Origin of the sequence: Oerskovia sp. NPDC057915 (genome assembly GCF_042887685.1) — a bacterium.
Classification (GTDB): Bacteria; Actinomycetota; Actinomycetes; order Actinomycetales; family Cellulomonadaceae; genus Oerskovia.
Map to the genome: position 1 here is coordinate 17906 of NZ_JBHVOS010000014.1, position 26165 is coordinate 44070.

16 protein-coding genes and 1 riboswitch are annotated in these 26165 nt (G+C 73.3%); of the genes, 12 read left to right on the forward strand and 4 right to left on the reverse strand.

The window, feature by feature from the left end:
- The first annotated feature begins 62 nt into the window (after window positions 1-62).
- Window positions 63-1364 (forward strand): DUF6350 family protein, encoded by a 1302-nt coding sequence (locus ACFVQ3_RS10850; protein WP_387638594.1) that lies wholly within the window; start codon window positions 63-65, stop codon window positions 1362-1364.
- A 42-nt stretch (window positions 1365-1406) separates the two neighbouring features.
- Here ACFVQ3_RS10850 and ACFVQ3_RS10855 read toward each other — a convergent pair whose 3' ends face one another.
- Window positions 1407-1976, reverse strand: coding sequence for a hypothetical protein (locus ACFVQ3_RS10855; protein ID WP_387638597.1), 570 nt, complete (start codon window positions 1974-1976; stop codon window positions 1407-1409).
- 162 nt (window positions 1977-2138) lie between these two features.
- Here ACFVQ3_RS10855 and purN point away from each other — a divergent pair, with 162 nt between their 5' ends.
- From purN to purH, 5 genes are all read left to right on the forward strand, one after another.
- The gene (gene purN, locus ACFVQ3_RS10860) at window positions 2139-2780 is read left to right on the forward strand and encodes a phosphoribosylglycinamide formyltransferase (RefSeq protein WP_387638600.1); all 642 of its coding nucleotides are present in this window, start codon (window positions 2139-2141) and stop codon (window positions 2778-2780) included.
- 146 nt (window positions 2781-2926) lie between these two features.
- Window positions 2927-3919 carry a hypothetical protein gene (locus ACFVQ3_RS10865; protein ID WP_387638603.1) on the forward strand — a complete coding sequence of 331 codons (993 nt, stop codon included), beginning with the start codon at window positions 2927-2929 and terminating at the stop codon, window positions 3917-3919.
- Between the two features lie 120 nt (window positions 3920-4039).
- The gene (locus ACFVQ3_RS10870) at window positions 4040-4420 is read left to right on the forward strand and encodes an ArsR/SmtB family transcription factor (protein WP_387638800.1); all 381 of its coding nucleotides are present in this window, start codon (window positions 4040-4042) and stop codon (window positions 4418-4420) included.
- Window positions 4417-4905, forward strand: a complete 489-nt coding sequence (locus ACFVQ3_RS10875) for an SRPBCC family protein (protein ID WP_387638606.1) — start codon at window positions 4417-4419, stop codon at window positions 4903-4905. The genes ACFVQ3_RS10870 and ACFVQ3_RS10875 overlap by 4 nt, the downstream gene beginning before the upstream one ends.
- A gap of 249 nt (window positions 4906-5154) precedes the next feature.
- Window positions 5155-5242, forward strand: a riboswitch (ZMP/ZTP riboswitch).
- A gap of 45 nt (window positions 5243-5287) precedes the next feature.
- Window positions 5288-6946, forward strand: a complete 1659-nt coding sequence (purH, locus tag ACFVQ3_RS10880; RefSeq protein WP_387638608.1) for a bifunctional phosphoribosylaminoimidazolecarboxamide formyltransferase/IMP cyclohydrolase — start codon at window positions 5288-5290, stop codon at window positions 6944-6946.
- Between the two features lie 176 nt (window positions 6947-7122).
- On the opposite strand, the gene ACFVQ3_RS10885 is transcribed toward purH, so the two are convergent.
- Entirely contained in the window at window positions 7123-8532 is a 1410-nt protein-coding gene (locus ACFVQ3_RS10885) for an NAD(P)/FAD-dependent oxidoreductase (RefSeq protein WP_387638611.1), read from the reverse strand.
- Between the two features lie 51 nt (window positions 8533-8583).
- Here ACFVQ3_RS10885 and ACFVQ3_RS10890 point away from each other — a divergent pair, with 51 nt between their 5' ends.
- Entirely contained in the window at window positions 8584-9084 is a 501-nt protein-coding gene (locus ACFVQ3_RS10890) for a DUF3017 domain-containing protein (RefSeq protein ID WP_387638614.1), read from the forward strand.
- A gap of 135 nt (window positions 9085-9219) precedes the next feature.
- On the opposite strand, the gene ACFVQ3_RS10895 is transcribed toward ACFVQ3_RS10890, so the two are convergent.
- Entirely contained in the window at window positions 9220-10323 is a 1104-nt protein-coding gene (locus ACFVQ3_RS10895; protein ID WP_387638617.1) for an aquaporin, read from the reverse strand.
- Between the two features lie 372 nt (window positions 10324-10695).
- Between ACFVQ3_RS10895 and ACFVQ3_RS10900 the strand changes: the two genes are divergently transcribed.
- The 4 genes from ACFVQ3_RS10900 (at window position 10696) to pulA (ending at window position 23300) form a co-directional block, all read left to right on the forward strand.
- Window positions 10696-11916, forward strand: coding sequence for an NADP-dependent isocitrate dehydrogenase (locus ACFVQ3_RS10900; protein ID WP_191795760.1), 1221 nt, complete (start codon window positions 10696-10698; stop codon window positions 11914-11916).
- 211 nt (window positions 11917-12127) lie between these two features.
- Entirely contained in the window at window positions 12128-13114 is a 987-nt protein-coding gene (locus ACFVQ3_RS10905; RefSeq protein WP_387638620.1) for a malate dehydrogenase, read from the forward strand.
- A 141-nt stretch (window positions 13115-13255) separates the two neighbouring features.
- Window positions 13256-16888, forward strand: a complete 3633-nt coding sequence (locus ACFVQ3_RS10910; RefSeq protein WP_387638623.1) for an ATP-binding cassette domain-containing protein — start codon at window positions 13256-13258, stop codon at window positions 16886-16888.
- Window positions 16889-17132: 244 nt separating this feature from the next.
- Complete coding sequence (gene pulA, locus ACFVQ3_RS10915) at window positions 17133-23300, forward strand: pullulanase-type alpha-1,6-glucosidase (RefSeq protein ID WP_387638626.1); 6168 nt, start codon at window positions 17133-17135, stop codon at window positions 23298-23300.
- An 88-nt stretch (window positions 23301-23388) separates the two neighbouring features.
- Here the strand turns inward: pulA and ACFVQ3_RS10920 are convergent, their stop codons facing one another.
- Window positions 23389-24414 carry an aldo/keto reductase gene (locus ACFVQ3_RS10920; RefSeq protein ID WP_387638629.1) on the reverse strand — a complete coding sequence of 342 codons (1026 nt, stop codon included), beginning with the start codon at window positions 24412-24414 and terminating at the stop codon, window positions 23389-23391.
- Window positions 24415-24566: 152 nt separating this feature from the next.
- Between ACFVQ3_RS10920 and ACFVQ3_RS10925 the strand changes: the two genes are divergently transcribed.
- Window positions 24567-26108, forward strand: coding sequence for a PLP-dependent aminotransferase family protein (locus ACFVQ3_RS10925; RefSeq protein ID WP_387638632.1), 1542 nt, complete (start codon window positions 24567-24569; stop codon window positions 26106-26108).
- The last annotated feature ends 57 nt before the right edge of the window (window positions 26109-26165 follow it).

The window sequence follows — 26165 nt, forward strand, 5'->3', positions numbered from 1 at the left end:
GATCGCGGGCGCGCCGCCCGACCTGCACCGCCAGGGCCGACCGATCGACGACGATGGAGACCATGACCACGCCCACCCAGTCCGTCGCCGGGCGACGGGCACCCCGCACGGTCGAGGAGCCCGCCCGCGGTCCTCGTCGTCCCCTCGAAGCCCCTCGGCGCTGGATCTCGGGCGTGGTCGCCGCGCTCCAGGCGCTCGCCCTCTCGCTGGCCGTGGTGATCCTCCCGGCGGTCGCGGCGTTCCTCGCGTCCTCCGCAGGTCCGGGCGAGGGTGACGCCGGGGGCTGGGGGCAGTCGGTGTCGGTCGCCGCCGGTTTCTGGCTCCTGGCGCACGGGGTCCCGCTCGCGGCCGCCGGCACCTCGATCACGATGGTGCCGCTCGGCCTCACGTTCCTCGTCGTCTTCACGTGCTTCGCGTCGGCCCGTCGCTCGGCGCACACCGCGACGTCGTCGTGGGCCGTCGGCGTCGGGGTCTACGCGGTCGCCACGCTCGTCATCGCGCTGCTCGCGGGGTCGGCGCCGGGGTGGGACGTCCTGTTCGCCCTGCTGGGTGGCGCGGTCGTCGCGGGGATCGGCCTCGGTGCCGGGATCCTGTCGCGCCCCGACGCCCCCAGGGTCGCCGACCTGACTGCGGTCCTCGACCCGTACGTCCCGCCCGTCGTGCGGCTCGGCGCCCGCGCGGGCCTGCTGGGCCTGGCGCTGCTGGTCGGGCTGTCGAGCGTCGTGGTCGGCGCCTGGGTCGTCGCCGGTCGGGCGACGTCGGGAGACATCGTCGTCGGCCTCGCGCCGGGCCTGCTCGGGGGGCTGATCCTGGCCGTCTCGCAGCTCGCGGTCGTGCCGAACCTGGTGCTCTGGGTGAGTTCCTGGATCGCCGGACCCGGCTTCGTGGTGGGCGAGGGGAGCAGCTTCACGACCAGCGCCTCGGAGCCCGGCGCGCTGCCCGCCGTGCCGCTCCTCGGCGCCCTGCCCGGACCCGAGTGGACGACGGTCCTCGCGTCGTTCGCCCCCGTTCTCGTCGTGGTCCTGGGCGTCGTGGCGGGGGTGTTCGTCTGGCGCCGGTGCGGGCGCCACGACGCCCGCTGGGCGGACCTCGGCCTCGCGCTGGCAGGCGTCGCCCTGAGCGCGGGACTGCTCGTGGTGGTGCTGCAGGTCCTGGCGGGCGGCGCCGTCGGCCCGGGGCGCATGGCCCACGTGGGCGCGCCGCCGCTGCTCGCCGGGGGCATCGTCGCCGCGGAGATCGCGGGTGGCGCGGCGCTCGCGCTGGCGTGGGGCAAGGCGGCCGTCACCGAGCGGGTGCGTCACCGTCACGACGACACCGCTCCCGACGACACCGCCCCCGAGGACGCCGCCGCGCCCGTCGACTGATCTCCCCGGGCGCGGCGGACCGGCGACCGTTGCCGGCCTGGCCTACCGACCCAGCCGGTCCTTCGTCCACTGCTCGCGCGCCTGCTCGTACTGCACGGCGCACTCCTGCTGCGCCGAGACCGTGATGGCACCGTCGAGGCACTGCTGGTTGTCGAGCTCGACGTCCCACATCGCGAGGCCGCCGAGCATCGACAGGGACATGGTCGCGGTCAGGCCCAGCCCGACGGCGACCGCGGGCAGCAGCGCCCCGCCCAGGCGGGCGCGCCACACCGCACGCATCGCGCGGACCCCGAACACGATCGTCACGACCGCGAAGAAGAGGCTCGAGACCCGCCACGGGAACGCGAGCGAGCTCGTGACGAGCGTGACGAGCATGAGCAGCCCGAAGTGCAGCACCTGCCGCGTGGTCGCGCGCAGCGTGTCGGGGTCGACGGGCACGGGCGGCTCGCCCGGTGCGGGCGGGCCGCCGCCGGTGCGGCCGGGACGGACCTGACCGGGCGCGGCGTCGTGGGCGGGAGGAACCGGGGGCCCCTGCACCGGGGGAGGGGTGGGCTTCCGCGCCTCGTCGGTCGGCTTCTGGCCGGGACGTGGGGGCGCGTACGGGTTGCCCATGGGCAGCTCCTCGGTGCTTCGCGGGTGGCACCGGGCGGAACCGGCCCGCGGGTCCCGCCCCAGGGGCGGACGAGCAGACCGGCGCCTCTCCGGCGCGGACTAGGGTGGTACCTGGCTTTTCTCCCCCATTCTCCACCACTGCCGACGCCTCCGAGGAGCACCGTGCGCACACCTTCCGGTCAGCCCATCGACACGACGAGCGCGGCGCGGGTCGTCGTCCTGGTCTCGGGGGCGGGCAGCAACCTCGCGGCGCTGCTCGCGGCGCACGAGGACCCCGCCTACGGGGCACGGGTCGTGGGAGTCGTGACGGACAAGCCGGGCGCGGGCGCGCTCGACCTGGCACGCCAGGCGGGGGTCGCGTCGGTCGTCGTGGCACCGGGCGACTTCGCGGACCGCGACGCGTGGAACGACGGCGTCGCGGAGGCCGTCGCGGTCTTCTCGCCCGACCTCGTGGTCCTCGCGGGCTTCATGCGCATCCTGAGCCCGGCGTTCGTGGACCGTTTCGCGGGCCGGACGATCAACACCCACCCGGCGCTCCTGCCGTCGTTCCCGGGGGCGCACGGGGTCCGCGACGCGCTCGCGTACGGCGTCAAGGTCACGGGCTGCACGGTCCACGTGGTCGACACGGGCGTGGACACGGGGCCGATCATCGCGCAGGCGGCCGTGACGGTCGAGGACTCGGACGACGAGCAGGCGCTGCACGAGCGCATCAAGGTCGCCGAGCGGGCGCTGCTCGTCGAGACGGTCGGGCGCGCTGCGCGCGAGGGCCTGCGGGTCGAGGGGCGCCGGGCGCTGCTGGGGTGAGCCGCGCGAGGTGGCGGCAGGTCTAGCGTCGAGAGGGTGATCCTGGACGGGGGCGCTGAAAAGGTGGGGTGCGCAGGGCGCGCCGTCGGGCAGGATCGGACGGTCGCCCGGCGCAGCGCCGCGCGACACCCGTCAGGAGGCCGTCCGTGCAGCTCCCGTTCACCTACGAGGTCACCAAGTACGACCCCGCGACGCGGACCGTCAACCCGGACGGGACGGTCGACTGGGACGAGCGGCCGGACGCCGACGGCTCGATCGAGGACGCCTACGTCGACGCGGTCTCGATCATCGCGCGCGAGCTCGGGGTCGAACGGCTGACGCTGCGCGATACCGAGCTCTGGCACGACGACTCCGACCTCGACCCGGGGAGCGTCCTGGCCCGGCTCTTCGGGACGCGTCTCGAAGGCTGCTACGACGGCGCGATCGTGGACGTCGCGGGGGCCAGGCTCCTGGTGCGTGAGGCGCTGCGGGCCGAGAGCCTCGATCGACCTGCCCCCGAGGTCCCGACGCTGTGGTGCCGCTTCGAGGCCGAGGGGCGCATGTTCGTGCACACGGGTTACGACCTCTACATGTACATCGGGGCGTCCGAGCCGTGCCTGCAGGCGGTCGAGGCCGTCGCGGCGTCTGGCCTGTTCCCGGTCCGGATCCGGGAGTCCCCGTACGACCCGACGACTGCGGACGCGTGGGCGGAGCTGGCTGACGTACCTCCGGTCGACGAGACGTTCTGGGCGACCGTCGACGACTTGGTCGACGAGCGCGGGGGCGTGCTCGTCCAGGAGCACGCCGGGTGGAGCCGTTGGCACCGGATCGTCGCAGGCAATCCCCGGCCGGTGTTCCGCCCGCGGGCCATGGTGGAGGTCTGGCCGGACGTGTCCACCGACGTGACGGCGGTGCTGAAGGGGATCGTCGACGAGGACGACGACCCGCAACGTGACCTCGTCTACCTCACGGCGGACGGCGCGGTGCGCTGTGTGCGGATCGACGAGGACAGCCTGCCGGGGATCGAGCGGCGCCTCGCTGGTGCGGTCGGCGGGTTCGCCGTCCCGGAAACCGTCGACGAGGCGCGGCCGATGTTGCTGCACCGGGCGGCATGCCCAGATCCCGACGGGGTGGTGCGGGTTCGGGTCAACAGGTGGTGACGCTCGGGCACCGGGCGGACTGCTGTTGCGGCAGACCGATTGTCCCCACCTCTTGACCGGCCACATGATCAATGAGTATGTTGATCAACATAACTGTTGATCACGACGAGCAAGGCCGACATGACCCTCCTGGACGACTCCCACGACGAGACGGCCGCCGACCTCGACCGCGCGTTCCTCGCGCTGGCCGACCCGGTCCGTCGGAGCATCGTCGCCACGCTGTCCAGGGGGCCGGCCACGGTCAACGAGCTCGCCGCACCCTTCCCCATCACGAAGCAGGCCGTGTCCCGGCACATCCAGGTCCTCGAGACCGCGGGCCTCATCACCCGCACCCGGGACGGCCAACGACGACCCTGCCATCTCGATCCCGCCGCGCTCGAACGGCTCACGGCGTGGATCGACGAGTACCGGCTCACCGCGGAGCGGCAGTACCGCCGGCTCGACGCCCTCCTCGGGCGGCTCCAGGCGCCGTCGTCGGACCTATCGAAGGAGCAGTCATGAGCAGCACGCACCCCACGACCGTCACGGCGCCTCCGGGAACACCCTTCATCGAGGTCGTGCGCGACGTCGACGCCCCGCGGCCCCTCGTGTTCCGGGCCTTCACCGACCCGACGCTCGTCACGCAGTGGCTCGGCCCCCGCCGCTACGAGATGGTCCTCGACCACTGGGACGCCCGGACGGGCGGCTCGTGGGCCTACGCCCACCGTGCGGGCGACGAGGAGTACGGGTTCTTCGGCACGTTCCACTCGGTCGTCCCGGACACGAGGGCCGTCCAGACCTTCGAGTTCGCGGGTGCCCCCGGGCACGTGAGCCTCGACGAGGTCACGTTCGAGGACCTGCCGGGCGGCGGGACCAGGATCGTCACGCGCTCGGTCCACCAGTCGGTCGAGTCCCGCGACGCCATGGTCGGCTCGGGCATGGCCGACGGCATGAGCGAGGGCTACGACCGCCTCGACGAGCTGCTGGCCTCGGACGTCGTCGCCTGAGTTGTCGAGAGTCGTTGCGCACTACGTTCGAGAGGAGGCCATCTGGGGTCGGAGGCTCGCTCCGACCCCAGATGGCCGCATCTCGTGTGCGGCGCAGCGGGCCGGGTCGCGTGGCGCCCCGCCGTTCAGGGAGCCCAGGTGCCCGACGGCGCCACGCACCCAGGGCGACCCGCTCGCCCGGGTGCGTGGCGCCGTCGGGCAGGGGGCGGATCCTGGCGAGGCCCGCTGCGAACCGGGCGCGGTAGGATCGGAGACGGCCGCGACTGGCGAAGGTGGGAACGACCACCGGGGAGCGTCCGATCGACCTGTTGGTGCGTCGTCCGCCTGGGCGCCTGGGTGACCGGAATTCCGCGACCCGCTGACGACCCACAGGAGCCCCTCGATGTCCGCAGCCTCCACCTCCCCTGACCTCCAGATCGCCGACGACGCCCAGCGCCCCGTACGCCGCGCCCTGCTGAGCGTCTACGACAAGACCGGCCTCGTCGAGCTCGCCACGGCACTGCACGCCGCGGGCGTCGAGCTCGTCTCGACCGGCTCGACCGCGTCCACGATCGCCGCGGCCGGTGTCCCCGTGACCAAGGTCGAGGACCTCACCGGGTTCCCCGAGTGCCTCGAAGGGCGCGTCAAGACGCTGCACCCGCGCGTGCACGCCGGGATCCTCGCGGACACCCGCAAGCAGGACCACCTCGACCAGCTCGCGCAGCTCGAGATCGCGCCGTTCGAGCTCGTGGTCGTCAACCTGTACCCGTTCGCGGACACGGTCGCGTCGGGTGCCGGTCCGGACGCCGTGATCGAGCAGATCGACATCGGCGGCCCCTCGATGGTGCGCGCCGCGGCCAAGAACCACCCGAGCGTGGCCGTCGTCGTCGACCCCGCCGCGTACGGCGACGTGGTCGCCGCGGTCCAGGCCGGTGGCTTCACGTATGCCCAGCGCAAGGCGCTCGCGGTGCAGGCGTTCGTGCACACCGCGACCTACGACGTCGCGGTGGCGTCGTGGATGAGCAGCGTCGTCGCGCCCACCGATGCCACCCAGGTCGACGGCGAGACGGTGAGCACGGGCTTCCCCGCCTGGGTCGGCGCCACCTGGGACCGTTCCGACGTGCTGCGCTACGGCGAGAACCCGCACCAGCGCGCCGCGCTCTACACGAACGGCCACGGCGCCACGGGCCTCGCGCAGGCGAACCAGCTGCACGGCAAGGCCATGAGCTACAACAACTACGTCGACGCCGACGCCGCGTGGCGCGCCGCGCACGACCACGGCGACGCCCCGACCGTCGCGATCATCAAGCACGCCAACCCGTGCGGCGTCGCGGTCGGCAGCGACGTGGCCGACGCACACGCCAAGGCCCACGCGACCGACCCGGTCTCGGCGTACGGCGGGGTCATCGCGACCAACGCCGTGGTCAGCGCGGCGGCCGCCCAGCAGATCGCGGGGGTCTTCACCGAGGTCGTCGTGGCCCCGGGCTACGAGCCCGAGGCGCTCGAGATCCTCTCGCGCAAGAAGAACGTCCGCCTGCTCCAGGTCGACGGCGCCCCGAGCGCGAGCGTCGAGATCCGCCCCGTCTCGGGCGGGCTGCTCATGCAGCAGGTCGACCGCATCGACGCCGCGTCGGAGAACGGCGGCGACAGCCCCGAGTCGTGGGCCCTCGCGACGGGCGAGGCTGCGGACGCCGAGACGCTCGCCGACCTCCAGTTCGCGTGGCGGGCCGTGCGCGCCGCGAAGTCGAACGCGATCCTGCTCGCCAAGGGCGGGGCCGCGGTCGGCATCGGCATGGGTCAGGTCAACCGCGTCGACTCGTGCCGCCTGTCGGTCGAGCGCGCCAACACGCTCGGCGCCGACGGCGAGGAGCGCGCTCGCGGCGCGGTCGCCGCGTCCGACGCGTTCTTCCCCTTCGCGGACGGCCTGCAGGTCCTGCTCGACGCGGGGGTCAAGGCCGTGGTCCAGCCCGGCGGCTCGGTCCGTGACGACGAGGTCGTCGCGGCCGCGCAGGCCGCCGGCGTCACGCTGTACCTGACGGGCACGCGCCACTTCGCGCACTGACCCGTCCGGCTCGGCGCCCCGTTCGGGGGAGGGGCGCGCCGAGCATGCGGTTCCTGCGGGCCGAGCATGCGGTTCTCGTCCGGGTCGACCCGGACCCGGACGACAACCGCATGCTCGGCGCCGAGGGGCCGAGGGGCCGAGGGGCCGAGGCGCCGAGCAGGCGAGCCCCCGCCTCCTCAGACGACCGCGTCGCGCAGCTTGCGGGTCGGGTCGGTCGCGACCTCGACGTCCACGTGCAGCGCCACGTCGCGGTTCATGAGCTTGCGCACCTGGCCGACCTCGCGCGGTGCGTCGACCACGAGGATCGCGCGCACGGTCGCGAGCCGGTGCCCCTCGGCGTTGGTGCGGTGCGCTCCCGCGACGGTCTCGAGGTACAGGGCGATCCAGCCTTCGTGACCGGTGGCCCCGCCGCTCGGGTCGCCGCGGTAGACGACCTCGTGGAACGGCGAGGGCGTACCGAACAGCGCGATGTCGTGCCCGAGCTGCTGCGAGAACACGTACGGCGCGTGCTGGGGGACCGGCGCCAGCCCGAGCAGCGCGCGGACGGGCTGCGGCTCGGCGGGCATCTCGTCGATGCCGAGGAGGGCCCGCACGGTCGGCTCGGGGTCGTGCAGCGCCGCAGACCAGTGCCCGCCGGGCACGGGCCCGAACACCGCGTTGTCGCGTGTCGCGCAGTCGCCCACGGCGTACAGGCGGCGGAGAGCCTTGAGGGGCAGGTGCCCCGAGGTGCCCGACGGCGCCGCGACGGTCGGGGGAGCGACGCGCCCTGCGCTGTTGACCCGGATCGAGCCGCGCGGGTCGAGGGGGAGGGCGCCCTTGAGCCATGCGGTCGCGGGCCGGGCGCCGACCGCTGCCAGGACGAGGTCGCCCTCGATCGTGCGCCCGTCCGCGAGCACCACGGACCGGGCGCCCACCTCGGTGACCTGGGCTCCGGTGAGGAGGCGCGCACCGGCGTCGGCGTACCAGCGGGCCAGGTGGCTGCCGACCTCCGCACCGAGCTGACGCTCGAGCGGGGTCTGCGCTGCCTCGAGCACCGTGACGTCGCACCCGGCCTTCGAGGCGACCCCGGCGACCTCCGCGCCGATCCAGCCCGCACCGATCGAGACGAGGTGCGTCCCGGGGGTGAGCCGCGCGCGCAGGTGGGTGGCGTCGTCGGCGGTGTGCAGGGTGAGCGCGGCCTCCCAGCCGGCCGGCCGCACCGGTTCGGAGCCCAGGGCGAGGACCGCGACGTCGGCCGTGACGCGCCGACCCGAGCGGGTCGTCACCGTGACTGCCTCGGTGCCGGGCTCCAGGTCGACCGCGGGGTCGTCGAGCAGCGCCTCGTCGGCCAGGACGGTGACGTCCACACCGATCTCCTCGGTCAACCAGGCGGGCTCGGGGCGGGACAGCAGCTCCTTGGACAGCGGAGGGCGGTCGTAGGGCGGCACGCCCTCGGCCCCGAGGATCGTCACCCGCCCCGTGAAGCCGTGCGCCCGCAGGGCGGCCACGGTCTGGGCGCCGGCGAGGCCCGCGCCCACGACGACGACCGACCCGGCCGCAGGGCGCCGCGAGTGCGGCAGGACAGCAGTGGTGACTGGTGAGGGCACGATCCCTACGGTAGTCGGCGGTAGGCTCGGACTCGTGAACTGGTGGGAAGCGTGAGCGACGTCACCGCGCCCGGGCGCGGTCCGCACAACGGCACCCCGACGCAGCATCGACCGGGGGCGGCCCCCAGCTGGCACCGGCTCGACGGCGCGTCGGAGACCGCGGGTGCTGCAGAGGGTCAGGCGGGGGCCGCGGAGCCGCTCGCTCCTGTCGCCCCGCCCTCGGGGATCCCCCGGGTCTCCGGTGGCGACGGCGGGACCGAGTCGCTCGACCGACCGGCCACGGTGGTGGTGCCCGCCCCGCAGAGCAACCTCGCGATGTGGCTCGTCTTCGCCGGGGTACTTCTCGCGGTCGCGGTGACCCTGCTCGTCGGGGCGCGTGCCGGAGTGCTGGTCCTCGTCGGGATCCTCGTCGTCGGGGCGGGGGTCCGGGCCTTCCTGCCGGGCCCGGGACCCGTGGGGCTCACGGTCCGCACCCGGTGGACCGACGTCATCATGTACCTCGCCATGGCGGGTGCCATGGGCACGCTCGCCGTCACGGTCCCCAACGTCTGACGGCTCGTCCCGAGGCCGGGCACCGGGCTCGTCCCCGATTCCGGACACCCTGGTCCCGCCCGCCGCACACCCAGACAGCGCGAGGCCCGGTCCGCAGCAGCGGACCGGGCCTCGTCGTCGTGGTGCAGCGGCTGGTCAGGCCTTGGGAGCCGTGCCGTCCGTCGGCTCGGCGTCGGACCCCTCGGGTCCGGTCGTGCCGGCCTCGGTGGCCTCGGCGGACTCGACGACCTCGACGGTCTCGACCGTCTCGGTCACCTCGACGGCCTCCGGGACCTCCGTGGAGGGGGACGCCGCTTCCTCGGCGACCGCGGCGGCCGTCGCTGAGCCCGCTGCGCCCGCTGCGCCTGCGGTACCCGTGCCCTCGGCCACGACCGCGGCCTCGTCGACCACGAAGACCTCGTCCTCGGCCAGGAGGTCGTCCTGGACGGGGGCGAAGGCGAACGCGCGGTAGAACAGGGCGGCGATCGCGGCGCCCGCGAGCGGGGCGACGACGAAGAGCCAGAGCTGGCCCCAGGTCCACCCGCCGGCGAAGACCGCGGCGGCGAACGAGCGGGCGGGGTTGAGGCCCGCGTTGGTGAACGGCGTGGCGACGAGCAGCAGGACCGTGAGCGTCAGGCCGATCGCGACGGGCGCGAGCTTCGAGTTCGAGCGCTTGTCGGTGACGCCCAGGATCACGCCGACGAAGATGGCGGTCGCGACGATCTCGATGATGAGCGCCGACCAGATGCTGAACGAGAACGCCCCGTTGGTGGCGACGGCGAGAGGCGAGTGCTCCTCGAAGCCGTTGGCGGTCGAGGACAGGAAGGCCTGCTGCGTCGCGTCCGAGATCAGCCCGCTCTGCTGGAGCACGGGGAGCGCCGAGGACGGGATGGTCGCGAAGAGCACGGCCGAGGCGATGACGCCGCCGACGAGCTGTGCGAGCCAGTAGGGCAGGACGTCGGCCCAGGCGGTGCGCCCGCCGATGGCCGCGCCGAGCGTCACGGCCGGGTTGAAGTGTCCTCCGGAGACGTGGCCGACCGCGGCGATCCCACCGAGCAGCGCGATACCGCCCGCGAGGGCCACGCCGACCGTGCCGGCGCCGAGGCCGCCGACGCTGTAGAGCGCCACGCCGAGGATCGCGAGCACGAGGAAGAACGTGCCGAAGGCTTCGGCGCCGAGCCGGGCGAGCAGGCTGGGCCCGACCACGACGGTCGTCTCGTCGACGACGACTGCGTCAGGTGCTGAAGTGTCCTGGGACATGGTGTTCCTGTCTGGTGTCTGTGTGGGGTCCGGGGAGGCCGGACGTTCGGGATGAACATGCGAGGTCGGTGCAGAACCGGCATCTCGGAGGCATCCTGCCACCGATGTCTGGGAGTTGGCTGATGAGTTCGTGACCAGTCTCACTCCGCGAGCGCGACCGCGCCAGAGGGCGGGCCGGACGCGCGGGGGCGAGCGGCGCCGTCGGGCCGTGGGTGTCCGAGGCGCGGACCGGGCGGAAAGTATCTTGACGTCGAGAAGTCGAGTACCCTGGGCGGCGGTCAGCATCAACGGTTCGCGCGCGCGAGTTCCGGCACCCGCCGGAAGCCCCCGGGCGGCCGCAGGTTCCCCTCGCAGAGTTGGAGTTACCCCCGCATGGGCAAGATCAAGGTCGTCAACCCGGTCGTCGAGCTCGACGGTGACGAGATGACGCGCATCATCTGGCAGTTCATCAAGGACCGCCTCATCTACCCCTACCTCGACATCGACCTCAAGTACTACGACCTGTCGATCGAGAACCGCGACGCCACCGACGACCAGGTGACGATCGACGCGGCGAACGCGATCAAGCAGTACAACGTGGGCGTCAAGTGCGCGACCATCACCCCCGACGAGGCACGCGTCGAGGAGTTCGGCCTGAAGAAGATGTGGGTCTCCCCGAACGGGACGATCCGCAACATCCTCGGCGGCGTCGTCTTCCGCGAGCCCATCATCATCTCGAACATCCCGCGCCTGGTGCCGGGCTGGAACAAGCCGATCATCATCGGCCGTCACGCCCACGGCGACCAGTACAAGGCGACCAACTTCAAGGTCCCGGGCGCCGGCACCCTGACGCTCACCTACACGCCTGCCGACGGCTCCGAGGAGATCAAGCAGACGGTCGTCACCTACGGCGACGACGGTGGCGTGGCCATGGGCATGTACAACTTCAACGAGTCCATCAAGGACTTCGCGCGCGCCTCGTTCGCGTACGGCCTGCAGCGGAACTACCCGGTGTACCTGTCGACCAAGAACACGATCCTCAAGGCCTACGACGGCCAGTTCAAGGACCTGTTCCAGGAGGTCTTCGACGCGGAGTTCAAGGACCAGTTCGAGGCTGCCGGCCTGACCTACGAGCACCGCCTCATCGACGACATGGTCGCCTCGGCCATGAAGTGGGAGGGCGGCTACGTCTGGGCCTGCAAGAACTACGACGGCGACGTCCAGTCCGACACGGTCGCGCAGGGCTTCGGCTCGCTCGGCCTCATGACGTCGGTCCTCATGACCCCGGACGGCAAGACCGTCGAGGCCGAGGCCGCGCACGGCACCGTGACGCGTCACTACCGCCAGCACCAGCAGGGCAAGCCGACGTCGACCAACCCGATCGCGTCGATCTTCGCCTGGACCCGTGGCCTCATGCACCGCGGCAAGATCGACGGCACCCCCGAGGTCACGGCGTTCGCCGAGACCCTCGAGGACGTCGTCATCAAGACGGTCGAGTCCGGCAAGATGACCAAGGACCTCGCGCTCCTGGTCGGCCCGGAGCAGGAGTGGCTGACGACCGAGGACTTCCTCGCGGCGCTCGACGAGAACCTGGCCGCCCGCCTGGCTGCCTGACCCTCTCCTTCGCACGCCCGACGGCGCCGCTCACCTCCCGGGGTGGGCGGCGCCGTCGGGCGTTCTCCGGGGCGGAGGACGGGACGCGCACGGCCCGGCGCCGCCCGCTCGCCCGGTGCGAACAGGGGCCCGCAGGGTGTGACGGACGCCCCACGGACGAGGAGCGCGAGTACCCCTGGGGAGCGCGGGGGCGTTGTGACAGAGTGTGGCCATGACAACTCCCGTGAACGTGACCGTGACCGGAGCCGCCGGTCAGATCGGTTACGCCCTGCTGTTCCGCATCGCCGCAGGTCAGCTCCTCGGACCGGACGTGCCCGTCCGCCTGCGACTGCTCGAGATCCCCCAGGGGGTGAAGGCTGCGGAAGGCACCGCGATGGAGCTCGACGACTGCGCCTTCCCGCTGCTGGCGGGCATCGACATCTTCGACGACCCGCGCGCCGGTTTCGAGGGGGCCAACGTCGGCCTGCTCGTCGGGGCGCGCCCCCGCGGTCCGGGCATGGAGCGTGGCGACCTCCTCGAGGCCAACGGTGGCATCTTCAAGCCGCAGGGCGAGGCGATCAACGCCGGCGCGGCCGACGACGTCCGCGTGCTCGTCGTCGGGAACCCGGCGAACACCAACGCGCTCATCGCCGCGTCGAACGCCCCCGACGTGCCGAAGGACCGCTTCACGGCCATGACGCGCCTCGACCACAACCGGGCGCTCACGCAGGTCGCCAAGCGCGCGGGCGTGCCCGTGTCCGAGGTCCGCAAGGTCAGCATCTGGGGCAACCACTCGGCCACGCAGTACCCGGACATCTTCCACGCCGACGTCGCAGGCCGCCCGGGCGCCGAGCTCGCCGCGGACTCTGCCTGGCTCACGGGCGAGTTCATCCCGACCGTCGCCAAGCGCGGCGCGGCGATCATCGACGCACGCGGCGCCTCGTCGGCTGCCTCGGCAGCGAACGCCGCGATCGACCACGTCTTCGACTGGGTCAACGGCACGCCCGAGGGCGACTGGACGAGCGCGGGCATCGTGTCGGACGGGTCGTACGGCGTCCCCGAGGGCCTCATGGCCTCGTTCCCCGTGGTCTCGCGCGGCGGGAGGTGGGAGATCGTCCAGGGCCTGGAGATCTCGGACTTCTCGCGCGAGCGCATCGACGCCTCGGTCGCCGAGCTCGTCGAGGAGCGCGACGCGGTGCGGGGGCTCGGTCTGATCTGAGCCACGAGGGTCGGCGTCCGGGACCGGGCGCCGACCCCCGCGCGCCCGGTCCCGGTGCCCGGGACCGGCGTCCGGACCACGGTGCGGGGTCCGGAAAATCCCTGCGTGCACGTCGGACCCCCGCCATAGGATCGACGGGCCATGACCGATGCACCCACCGGCTCTCCGACCGGCCCAGACCATGCCCCCTCTTCCCTGAGCGCCCCCCCGACGGACCCCGCGCGCCGCCTCGACTGGCGGCGCCTGCGCGGTCCGCAGGCCGTGGTCGCGCTCGTCGCGCTCACGATCGGTGCGGTCGGCGCCGCGTACGGCACGGTCGTCGTGGGCTGGCTCGCCGCCGACCCGACGACGGCGACGCTCCAGCTCCTCGCCGCGTGCATCGTGGGTGCGGCGCTGCTCGACACGGTCGGACAGGTGGTCTGGGCCGGGGTCGTCGACCGGGCCGAGGGGCGCCTGCGCGGCGACCTGCTCTCCGCGGCGCTGCACCAGCCCCTGGCCACGCTCACCGAGCAGGCCGTGGGCGAGGTGCTGGACCGCGTCGACGACGACACCCACGCCGTCGGCACGCTCGTTCGCCGTCAGGCCTGGGGGGCAGGACGCACCCTCGTCGGTGTGGTCCCCATGTGGGTCGTGGCCGGACTGACGTGGTGGCCCGCATGGATCCTGTTCCCCGTGCTCGGCCTGGTCGCCGGGCTCATCGTGCGTCCCATGCTCGGGGAGATCGCTCGCCGGAAGGTGATCGAGGAAGCGGCCTGGACGGACCACGCGGCCGTGTTCGAGGAGGCCGTGGCCGCGCGCGACGACCTGCGCACGAGCCTGGGCCAGTCGTTCGCGGTGCGGCGGCTCGCCGAGCGGTCGGCGCAGGTCCACCGGAAGTTCGAGGCCGTGCTGTCGGTCGAGTCACGCATGCTCCGCCGCGCCGGCCTCGTGCTCGCGTCGCTGCTCGCCGGCGTCGCGGTCTCGGGCGCGGCGCTCGCCGCCGACGGACAGCTGGGCGTCGACCGCCTCGTCACGCTGTTCCTCGTCACCTCGATGTTCGTCGGGCAGACCGACAACCTCGTCCACCACCTGCCCGACATCCAGGAGGGACTCGGAGCCCTCACGCGCATCCGGCAGATGCTCTCGGTAGCCCCCGAGCCGGCCGGCGGGCGCGACGTGCCCGCGGGGCCGGTCGGCATCGAGCTCCGCGACGTCCACTTCTCGTACGCCGAGGGCACCTTCGCCCTCGACGGCGTGAGCCTGCACGTGCCCGCCGGGGCGACGGTCGCGCTCGTGGGCAGGACGGGGTCGGGCAAGTCGACCCTCGCGTCGCTGCTGTCCCGGGCGGTCGAGCCACCGCACGGTTCCGTCTTCCTCGGGGGCGTCGACGTCCGCGACCTGGACCTGCAGGCGCTGCGTGCCGCGGTCGGTGTCGTGACCCAACGGACCGAGATCCTCGCGGGGACCCTCGCCGAGAACGTCGCGCTGTTCGCCGACGTCCCGCGCTCGTCGATCGAGGCCGCGGTGCGCGAGCTGCGCCTCGACGACTGGGTGGCCGGCCTGCCGGACGGGCTCGACACGCTGCTCGGACCCGGCGGGACGTCGCTGTCCGCGGGGGAGGAGCAGCTCGTCGCGTTCGCCCGCCTCCTGGTGCGTGACGTCCAGGTCGTCGTCCTCGACGAGGCCACGGCGCGCATGGACCCGCTGACCGAGGCGCGGGTCGTCGCCGCGTCCGAGCGGCTGCTCGCAGGACGCACGGGCGTGCTCGTCGCGCACCGACTCACGACGATCGAGCGCGCCGGCCTCATCGCGGTGCTCGACCGGGGGAGCGTCGTCCAGCAGGGCGACCGTGCCGCGCTCGCACGCGTCGCCGGGCCCTACCGCGACCTGCTCGACGCGAGCGTCGCGCAGGACGGCCAGCCGTCGTCGGTGCTGGTCGACGGCCGGGGGAACGAGCAGGTGACGGAGGGTGAGGGCGCGCGCCCGACCGAGGCCACCGCGACGCTCCCGGTGGTAGCCGCGGGATCCACGGACGCTGTCGACGGCGACCCGTCGGCGCAGGGCGTCGGAGGTCGACGTCGGCTGGGTGCGCCGCCGGCCCTGGTGGACCCGGGCGACGGGCCCAGCCTCGCGCGCGGTGTGCGGCACGCGCTGTTCGTGCGACCCGCGTGGGGCGTCGCGGGTGCCGGGCTGTTCCTCGTGGCGAGCCTCGTCTCGGCCCAGGGGGCCGTCACGGGCTTCCTCTGGGGGCACGCCGTCCAGGGGCTCGACGAGGGTTTCCCGGTCGCGCTGCTCGTCCCGTTCGCCGTGCTCCTCGTGGTCGCGCCCCTGTGTCTCGCGCGTGCCCTGTACGTCTACCCGCGGTGGTGGATCGAGGTCCTGCTGCGGGTGCGCATGTCCGTCATGGCGGGCCAGACGCGCCAGCACCGCCTCACGTCCACGCCCCCGGGCGAGGTCGTGGCGCGGGCCATGGACGCCGACCGCTTCGTGCGGTACGCGGACCGCTGGGTCGACCTCGTCAACGGGCTCGTCATCGCGGGGGTCACGGCCCTGCTCAGCCGGTCGTGGCTCGCGGGGGGCGTGCTGCTCGCGGTCATGGTCGTGTCGGCTGCCGCGTCGGCGCTCGGTCGCCCGATCGCGGGCCGGTCGGCCACGCGGTCCTCGGCCGCTCGGGCCCGGTTCGGGCGCGCCCTGGTCTCGGCGCTCGACTCGGCGCGCTCGGTCAAGCTCGCGGCCCGGACGCCGCAGGTGCACGCGCACCTGCACGAGGTCGACGCGGGCCGGGTGCGGGCCGCGATCTTCGAGCACCGGGTGCAGGCCGCGCTCGACGGGGTGCCGCTCGTCATGATCCAGCTCGGCGTCGTCGCCGCGTGGGCCGGCCTCCTGACGGGTACGTGGGACCTCGCGACGGCGCTCCTGGTCGCGAACGCGGTCAACGGCTTCGGGTGGTTCGGTGTCGTCGCGGGGGCGGTCGTGACCGAGGCGCCGGGTACGCGGTCGTGGCAGCGTGCCACGAGCCGTCTGGCTGCGGGGGCGGACCTCATGGACCTTCCCCCGGGTGTCGACCTCCTCTCGGGCGACGCGCCCATCCCTGTCCCGGGCACGCGGCAGGCGCTCGAGCTCCTGGAGCTCGCGGGCGTGAGCGCGCTGCACGACGACGGCACGATCGGCGTGCAGGGCGTCGACCTGACGGTGGAGCGCGGCGAGCTCGTGCTCCTGCTCGGCCAGGTGGGGGCGGGCAAGTCGAGCCTGCTCGCTGCCCTCGCGGGGCTCATGGAGCACACGGGCCACATCCGGTGGAACGGGACCGACGTCGAGGACGCGCAGACGTTCCTGCGCCCGGGGCAGGTCGCGCACGTCGCGCAGGTCCCGCGGGTGCTGTCGGGGACGTTCGCCGACAACGTGCGGCTCGGGCACGAGCGCGAGGTCCAGGGGCCTGTCGCGGCCGCGCGCATGGAGCGGGACGTGGTCGAGGCGGGCGGGCACGGTGCCCTCGTGGGGCATCGCGGTGTCCGGCTCTCGGGCGGTCAGGTGCAGCGGCTCGCGCTCGCCCGGGCGCTCGCGACCGACGCCGAGCTGCTCCTGGCCGACGACGTGTCGAGCGCTCTGGATGCCGCGACGGAGATCGAGCTGTGGTCGTCGTTGCGCGAGCGGGGGACCACGGTGATCGGTTCGACGTCGAAGCGTGCGGCGCTGTCCCGGGCGGACCGGGTGGTCGTGCTCCACGAGGGAGCGATCGCGGAGGTCGGCCCGTGGAGCGAGCTGGCGCCACGGTGGGGGCACCTCGCGGGCTGACCCGCTGCGTCGACCCGGCCCCTCCGGCGCCACCCCGTCGGGTCGCGTCCCGTCCCGTCCCCGACCACCCTCGGGTTCGGCGTCTCCATGACAACAAACTCTTGCTGCAACTTTCTGCAAGGACTACAGTCTGGGTCAGCCGGCGGCGGGGAGCGCCCGGCTCGGGAGACCACGCGGAGCGCAGAGGCTCGGTCACCCGGCGGTGCGTTCGCACGTCCGACTCCCCGGCGACAAGGGAGTCCTCATGCCATCACCTGCCCCCAGGCGGTCCTCCAGACCGCGCCGCACCACAGCCTCCCTCGCGGCGATATCGGTCGCGCTGACCGGGCTGACCGGGTTCACGGCGGTCGCCAACGCGGCGACCGGGCCAGCAACGACCGCGGCCGACGCGGCACGCACCTTCGCGCTCGTCGGCAGCCTCCAGGACGAGGCGGGCTGCGCGGCCGACTGGGACCCGGCCTGCGCCGCGACCGAGCTCGCACCGACCGGCACCGAGGGCGTGTACTCGGCCGACTTCCAGGTGCCCGCGGGCACGTACGAGTACAAGGTCGCCGTGAACGACTCGTGGGACGAGGCCTACGGCCTGAACGGTGGCGCGGACAACATCCCGCTCGTCGTCGGCGGCCCCACGACCCTGCGCTTCACGTTCGACGACGTCGCCAAGCGCGTCTCGCTCGCGCCCGTCGGGCTCGGGGGCGCCTACGACGAGGCGACCGATGCGCCGATCGTGACCCCGCCCGTGCGCCAGCCGGGCTCGGACGAGCAGTTCTACTTCGTCATGACGGACCGCTTCGCGGACGGCGACCCGACCAACAACGAGGCCGGCATCGAGGGCGGCGCGCTGCGCTCGGGCTACGACCCCACGAACAAGGGCTTCTACCAGGGCGGTGACATCCAGGGCCTGCGCGACCAGCTCGACTACATCGAGGGGCTCGGGACGACCGCGATCTGGCTGACGCCGTCGTTCAAGAACAACCCGGTCCAGGGCGAGGGCGAGAACGCCTCGGCGGGCTACCACGGCTACTGGGTCACGGACTTCACGCAGATCGACCCGCACCTGGGGACCAACGCCGAGCTCGAGGCGCTCATCGACGAGGCGCACGCCAAGGGCATCAAGGTCTACTTCGACATCATCACCAACCACACGGCCGACCTCGTCGACAACGAGCAGAAGCAGTACTCGTACGTCGACCAGGCGACCGCGCCGTACAAGGACGCCGCAGGCAACGCGTTCGACCCGGCCGACCACGCGGGCAAGGACACGTTCCCCGCGATGGACGCCGCGACGTCGTTCCCCTACACGCCCGTGGTGGCCGAGGACGCGAAGGACGCCAAGGTCCCCGCGTGGCTCAACGACACGACGCTCTACCACAACCGCGGGAACTCGACGTGGTCCGGCGAGTCCGTGACCTACGGCGACTTCGACGGCCTGGACGACCTCATGACCGAGAACCCCCGCGTCGTCGACGGCTTCGTCGACGTCTACCAGGGCTGGGTCGACCTCGGCATCGACGGCTTCCGCATCGACACCGTCAAGCACGTCAACTTCGAGTTCTGGGAAACCTGGACCACCGAGGTCCTCGACTACGCCCACGCACAGGGCAAGGACGACTTCTTCATGTTCGGCGAGATCTACGACGCCGACGCCGCCAAGCTCTCGCCGTACGTGCGCAGGACGGACATGAGCTCCGTTCTCGACTTCGCGTTCCAGTCCTCGGCCGCGAGCTTCGCGAGCGGCAACAGCGCCAAGGGCCTGTCCCAGCTCTTCGCGAGCGACGACATGTACACGACGCCCGACTCCTCGGCGTCCGCGCTGCCGACCTTCCTCGGCAACCACGACATGGGCCGCATCGGGTACCTCCTGCAGACCACGGGCGACGCCCAGCGTCGTGACGAGCTCGCGCACGACCTCATGTACCTCACGCGCGGCCAGCCCGTCGTCTACTACGGCGACGAGCAGGGCTTCGCGGGCGTGGGCGACGGCAAGGACAAGAACGCGCGCCAGTCGCTGTTCGCGACGCAGGTCGGCGAGTACGCGGACCAGCAGCTCGTCACGGGCGAGACCGCGGGCAGCCAGGACCGGTACGACACCACGTCGCCGCTGTACACCCACATCGCCGAGCTGTCCGCGCTGCGTGCCGACAACCCGGCCCTCGCGACCGGTGCCCAGGTCGAGCGCTACACCGACTCGGGCGCGGGCGTCTACGCGTTCTCGCGCGTGGACCGCACCGAGAAGGTCGAGCACCTCGTGGGGCTCAACAACTCGACCTCGGCCAAGACGGTCGGCTTCACCACGCTCACGCCCGGAGCGACGTATACGCCGCTGCGCGGCGGCGACCCCGTCACGGCCGGTGCCGACGGCACGGTCTCGCTCACGGTCCCGGCCCTGGGCTCGGTCGTCCTGAAGGCCGACCGCACGGTCGGCGTCGAGTCCACGGGCGACGTGTCGGTCACGGTCCCGGCCGCAGGGGCGGGCCTCACGGGGGTCGCCCCGGTCAGCGCCGACGTCGACGACGCCGCGTGGTCCGAGACCAGCTTCGCGTGGCGCGTCGTCGGCTCGGACGAGTGGCAGGTTCTCGGCACGGCCGAGGACACCTCGCCGCGCGTCTTCCACGACGTGAGCGACCTGGCCAAGGGCACGCTCGTCGAGTACCGCGCCGTGACGGTCGACGCCGACGCCGACCGTGCCGCGGCCTCGACGTTCGCGAGCGTGGGGAACTCGGTCAGCGGTGACGAGGAGGTCGAGCCCCCGACGGACATCGACCTCGTCACCGTCCCCGGCAGCCACAACTCCGAGATGGGGTGCGCGGGCGACTGGGCTCCCGGCTGCGAGGCCGCGAAGCTCACGAAGCGCGCCGACGGCGTCTACGCGGGCACGTTCGACGTCCCCGCCGGGACGTACGAGTACAAGGTCGCGATCAACGGCTCGTGGGACCTCAACTACGGCGTGGGCGGCGCGAAGGACGGCTCCAACGCGACGTACACGACCGCGGGCGGTCCCGTGACGTTCTACTGGGACCCGGTCTCGCACGACTTCTCGAGCACCGCGCAGGGCCCGATCGTCACGGTCGCCGGATCGTTCCAGGACCAGCTCGGCTGCGCGGCCGCGTGGTCCCCGGACTGCCTGCGCTCGTGGCTGCGCGACCCGGACGGTGACGGCGTCTACACGTTCACGACCTCGGCGCTCGCCACGGGCGCGTACGAGGGCAAGGTCACGCACGGCATGAGCTGGGCCGAGAACTACGGCGTCGGTGGCGTCAAGGACGGCCAGAACTACTCGTTCAGCGCGTCCGAGGGCAAGGCCGTGACGTTCTCGTACGTCCTCGCGACGCACGTCCTGACGGTCGAGGTCGCGGACCCGCCGCTGCCCGGCACGGGCCAGCAGGCCGCGCACTGGGTGGGCAAGGACCTCGTCGCCTGGCCGCGCGAGCTCCTCGCCGGGGCGGACCCGGCCACGCTGGGCTGGACGCTCCACACGGCGCCGACGGGCGGCCTGAGCGTCGCGGACGGCGCGGTCGTCGCTCCGGAGGGGGCGTCGTCGTACGCCCTGGTCCTGGACCCGGCCGGCCTGCCCGACGACGTCGCGGCCGACTTCCCGGCCCTCGCCGACGCGGTGGCCCTGCGGGTCACGGGCGCCGACGGCGAGCCGATCCCGGTCGACGCGGCAGCTGCCGCGCTGACGGGCCAGCTCCTCGTCGCCCAGCGCAGCGGCCCTGCGGCCGACGCGCCGCTCACCGCGGCCACCGGGGTGCAGGTCCCCGGTGTCCTCGACGACCTGTTCGCGGAAGGCGCTGCGGACCGCACGCTCGGCGCCAGCATCTACAAGAACGGCAAGTGGGCCTCGTTCGCCCTGTGGGCCCCCACCGCCAAGAAGGTCACGCTCCTCGCGTGGCCCGCGAAGGGCGACGCAGCGGACCTGAAGACCGAGGACGCGCGGCGGTTCCCCGCCGAGCGCCAGGCGGACGGGACGTGGACCGTCGACGGCAAGAAGGCCGACAAGAAGTTCGGCTGGGTCGGGGCCAGGTACCTCTACGAGGTCGAGGTCTTCGTCCCGTCGACCGGCAAGGTCGAGACGAACGTCGTGACCGACCCGTACTCGCTGGGGCTCACGCTCAACTCGACCCACTCGGTCGTCGTCGACCTCGACGCGAAGAAGACGCAGCCGAAGGTCTGGAAGGAGACCAAGGCGCCCGTCGTGGAGCGGGCCGTCGACCAGACGATCTACGAGCTGCACGTGCGTGACTTCTCGATCGCCGACACCACCGTGCCGGCCGCCAAGCGCGGCACGTACCTCGCGTTCGGGGAGAAGAGGTCGGCCGGCATGAAGCACCTCGCCGAGCTCGCAGACGCGGGCCTGACGACGGTGCACCTGCTGCCGACGTTCGACATCGCAACCATCCCTGAAGACCCTGCGGACCGGGCTGCTACGCCCGACCTGAGCGGCTTCGCGCCCGACGGCACCGAGCAGCAGGCCGCCGTGTCCGCGATCCAGGGCACCGACGGCTTCAACTGGGGCTACGACCCCCTGCACTTCTCGACGCCCGAGGGGTCCTACGCCGTCGACGCCGAAGGTGCCGCGCGCGTCGCGGAGTTCCGCACCATGGTCGGGTCGCTGCACCAGACCGGGCTCCAGGTCGTGCTCGACCAGGTCTTCAACCACACCGCAGCGAGCGGCCAGGACCCCAAGAGCGTGCTGGACAAGGTCGTTCCCGGCTACTACCACCGACAGAACACGACGACCGGCGCGGTCGAGACCAGCACGTGCTGCCAGAACCTCGCGACCGAGCACGCCATGACGGGCAAGCTCATGGTCGACTCGGTCGTCACGTGGGCCCGCGACTACAAGGTCGACGGATTCCGCTTCGACCTCATGGGGCACCACTCGAAGCAGAACATGCTCGACGTCCGGGCCGCGCTCGACGAGCTCACGCCGAAGAAGGACGGCGTCGACGGCAAGGCCGTGTACCTGTACGGCGAGGGCTGGAACTTCGGCGAGGTCGCGGACAACGCGCTGTTCGAGCAGGCCACGCAGGGGCAGCTCGGCGGCACGGGCATCGGCACGTTCTCCGACCGCCTGCGCGACGCGGTCCACGGCGGGTCGCCCGTCGACGGGGCCTCGACGTTCACGCAGGGCTTCGGCACGGGCCTCGCGACCGACCCGAACGGGCAGCCCGCCCGGGCGGGGGAGCCGGGCACCGTGAACGACGGGTCTCCCGACGAGCTCGCAGCGCTGGGCCACGAGACGGACCTGGTCCGCCTGGGCCTCGCGGGCAACCTGCGCAGCTTCACGTTCACGACCTCGACGGGCGAGACCCGGCGCGGCGACGAGATCGACTACCGGGGCGCGCCCGCAGGCTACGCGGACTCGCCCGAGGAGATCATCAGCTACGTCGACGCCCACGACAACGAGACGCTGTTCGACCTGCTGACCCTCAAGCTGCCGGCGGACACGTCGATGGCCGACCGGGTGCGCATGAACAACGTCTCGCTCGCCACGACGGCCCTGTCGCAGACGCCGTCGCTGTGGCACGCGGGCACCGACCTGCTGCGCTCCAAGTCGCTCGACCGCAACAGCTACGACTCGGGCGACTGGTTCAACGCGATCGACTGGACCGGGACGGACAACGGGTTCGGCAAGGGCCTGCCGCTCGAGGCCGACAACGGCGAGAAGTGGCCGCTCATGGCCCCGCTGCTCGCGAACCCGGCCCTCAAGCCGGGCGCGCAGGACATCGAGGCGGCGTCCGACAACGCGGCCGACCTGCTGCGGCTGCGGTCCTCGACGGACCTGTTCCGCCTGGGTAGCGCCGACCTCGTCAACCAGAAGGTCACGTTCCCCGACGCGGGGACCGCTCAGACGCCCGGTGTGATCGTCATGAGCATCGACGACACGGTCGGGGCGGACGTGGACCCGACGCTCGACGGCGCGCTCGTCGTCTTCAACGCCTCGCCCGACGCGGTCACGCAGACGGTCGCGGGGCTGGCGGGGCGCCAGTACGCGCTCTCGCCGGTCCAGGCGCGCGGGGCCGACCCCGTGGTCAAGGCGACCACGTGGGACGCGGCGACCGGCACGGTCACCGTCCCGGCCCGCTCGGTCGCGGTGCTCCTGGAGCCCAAGGCCGCGAAGGTCGAGCTCACCGCCACGGCGCGCACCCAGTGCGCCGCGGGCCGCGTGACCGTCACGGTCAGCGCGGTCAACGCGGGGAAGGTCCCGGCGACGGTCAAGGTCGAGACGCCGTTCGGCGCCAAGACCTTCAGCGGGGTGCTGCCGGGCAGGTCCGCCCAGCAGACGTTCGCGACGCGCCAGACGCAGGTCCCCGCCGCGACCGCCACGGTCACGGGCACGGCGACGATCGGCGGCAAGGAGGTCCGGACGGGCTACGACGTGTCGTACTCCGCGCGTGACTGTGGCTAGCGCCTGGGGGTGAACGAGCGAGAGCGGAGCTCGTGCGCGACGTGCCTGACACGTCGCGCACGGGCTCCGCTCTCGGTGCGTGCGGGGACTAGACCGCGTCGAGCCGCGCCCGCACCTCGGGGTCGAGGTCGAGCTCTGCCGCCCCGAGCAGCTCGTCGAGCTGCGCGACGCTGCTCGGCCCGATCACCGGGATGACCGGCACGGGCCCGCCGAGCAGCCACGCGAGCGCGACCTGGTTCGGCGTCGCGCCGATCTGACGTGCGACGTCGTGCAGCACGCGGCGCCGCTCGAGGGACGTCGGGTGCCCGTAGCCTTCCCACAGCTCCTTGTCGTCGCGCACCATGGCGCCCTGCAGCAGCGGGGAGTAGGCCGTGACCGCGAGCTGCGGCCGCTCGTCGGTCCCGGTCGAGCGCGCGTAGTCGAGCAGCTCGGGCGAGGCCCAGTTGTGCCGGTCGGGGTCCGGTGTCGGGTAGAGGTAGCTGAGCTGCTCCTGGACCACCCCGTACGGCGCGACGCCCTGGCGCAGCGCCTCCTCGCGCGCCTCGACCACGCGCCACAGCGCGACGTTCGAGATCCCCGAGATCCCGACCGCCCCCTCGGCCTGCAGCTTGCCGAACGCGCCGACGGTCTCCGCGAGCGGGGTGTCGAGGTCGTCGACGTGCCCGTAGAGGACGTCGAGCCGGTCGACGCCGAGGTGCCGCAGGCTCTCGTACGCCTCCCACGCGACGGTCTCGGCCGCGAGCCCCTGGAAGTTGGTCGGGGGAGTGTTGGACAGCGGCAGCGCGGGATCCTTCTTGGCCGCGCCGAGCTTGGTCGCGATGCGCACGTCCCCACGCGCCCCGCGGCTCGTGAGCCAGCGGTTGAGCAGGTCCTCGCTGTCCCGGCCCTGCCCGCCGGCCCAGTAGCTGTAGTTGTTGGCCGTGTCGAGGAACGTCCCGCCGGCCTCGACGTAGCGGTCGAGGATCGCGAACGACGTGTCCTCGTCCGTCAGCGTGCCCATGTTCATGGTGCCGAGGCACAGCGTGCTGACGTCGAACGACGTCCGGCCGTCGCCGAGGGTGCGGTAGCGCATGGTGGTCTCCTGCGAAGAGTGCTGCTGGTTGACGGTCTCCACGCTAGGAGTCGAGCGGCCTGGGTGTACGGTCCATTGGCATGGCACGTGACCAGACCAATTCGCTGCGAGGGCGCGGGGGCAGCGCACCCCACGCGTCCGGTCCGTCCCGCCCAGCAGCTCCGGCCCCACGTGCCTCGTCCGCCGCCGGCCCGATGACGGCGCTCGCCTGGGAGACGATCCTCGACCTGGGCGCGGGGCCGGGACCGCTCCACGGGCGGCTCGAGGACGCCGTGCGCGAGGCCGTCTTCACGGGGCGCGTCCCACCCGGGGCCGCGCTGCCGCCGAGCCGTGTCCTCGCCGACACCCTGGGCGTCTCGCGGTGGGTCGTGACCGAGGCCTACGGCCAGCTCGTCGCCGAGGGGTTCCTCGAGTCCCGGACCGGGTCGGGGACCAGGGTGCCGCTCACGGCCGGGACCGGACTGCCGTCCTCCCGAGCCGCACATGACGACGTCGAGGCGCACGTCCGTGCCGGGCGCGCGGTCGGCACGGACGACCCGACCGACCCTCTGGTCGCGCCCGACGTGGGGACGCGAGCGACGTCGTCGGGCCGTGCAGGCGCGGGGACCAGTGCCCCGCGAGCGCGCTTCGACCTGGGGCCCGGCGTGCCCGACCTGCGGCACGTACCGCGCGCCGCCTGGGTCCGCGCGCTGCGCGCCGCCCTCGCCGAGGCCCCCGACGCCGACCTCGCAGCCCCCGACCCCACGGGCCATCCCGCGACCCGGGCGGCGCTCGCGGACTACCTCGCCCGCGCCCGGCACGTGCGCGCGGGCGGGGGCGACGTCGTCGTGACCCACGGCGCCGACGACGCGATGCGCAGGGTCGCGGCCGCACTGCACCGGACCGGGCACCGGGCGATCCTCGTCGAGGACCCGAGCTGGTCGCGCCTGCGCGAGACCGCGGCCGCCGCGGGGCTCACGCCCGTGCCGGTCCCGGTGGACGACGACGGGATCGACGTCGACGCGCTCCTCGCCGCGGCGGGCCGGACCGGTGCGCGCGCCGTCCTCGTGACGCCCGCCCACCAGTTCCCCACGGGCGCGGCCCTGTCGCCCGCGCGGCGCGAGGCCCTCGTGCGCTGGGCGCGCGACGTCGACGGGCTCGTCGTCGAGGACGACTACGACGCCGAGTTCCGCTACGACCGCCGCCCCGTGGCCGCGATGCAGGGACTCGCGCCCGACCGCGTGGTGCTGCTGGGATCGCTGAGCAAGACGCTGTCGCCGGCGTTCGGGCTCGGCTGGGCGGTGCTGCCGCCGGGCTGGCGGGACACCGTGGTCGACCGGGGCGGGGCGGGACCGTCGACGCTCGACCAGCTCGCGCTCGTGCGGTTCGTGACGTCGGGGGCCTACGAGCGGCACCTGCGCGCGGCGCGCGGACGCTTCCGACGGCGCCGGGAGGCGCTGGTCGAGGCGCTCGCCTCCGTGCTGCCCGGGGCGAGCGTCACGGGGATCGCCGCGGGCATGCACGCCGTGGTCGAGCTCCCGCCCGGGATCGTGGCCGCCGACGTGGTGCGCGAGGCGGCGCTGCGCGAGGTCAACGTCGCGGCGATCGAGCGGTACCGGGCGACGGCGGCCCGGCGAGACGGCGGGAGCGACCGGCTCGTCGTCGGGTACGGCAACGTCGCGGACGCGCGCGTCGAGGAGGCCGTGGCGCGGCTCGCGGCGGCGGTACGGGCGGTGGGGCGTGCTATGGGGCGGTAGCGCGCGGGCTGGGCGGTGTCGCTGCGCCGAGTGTGCAGTTCCGGTCGTCAGGCGGCG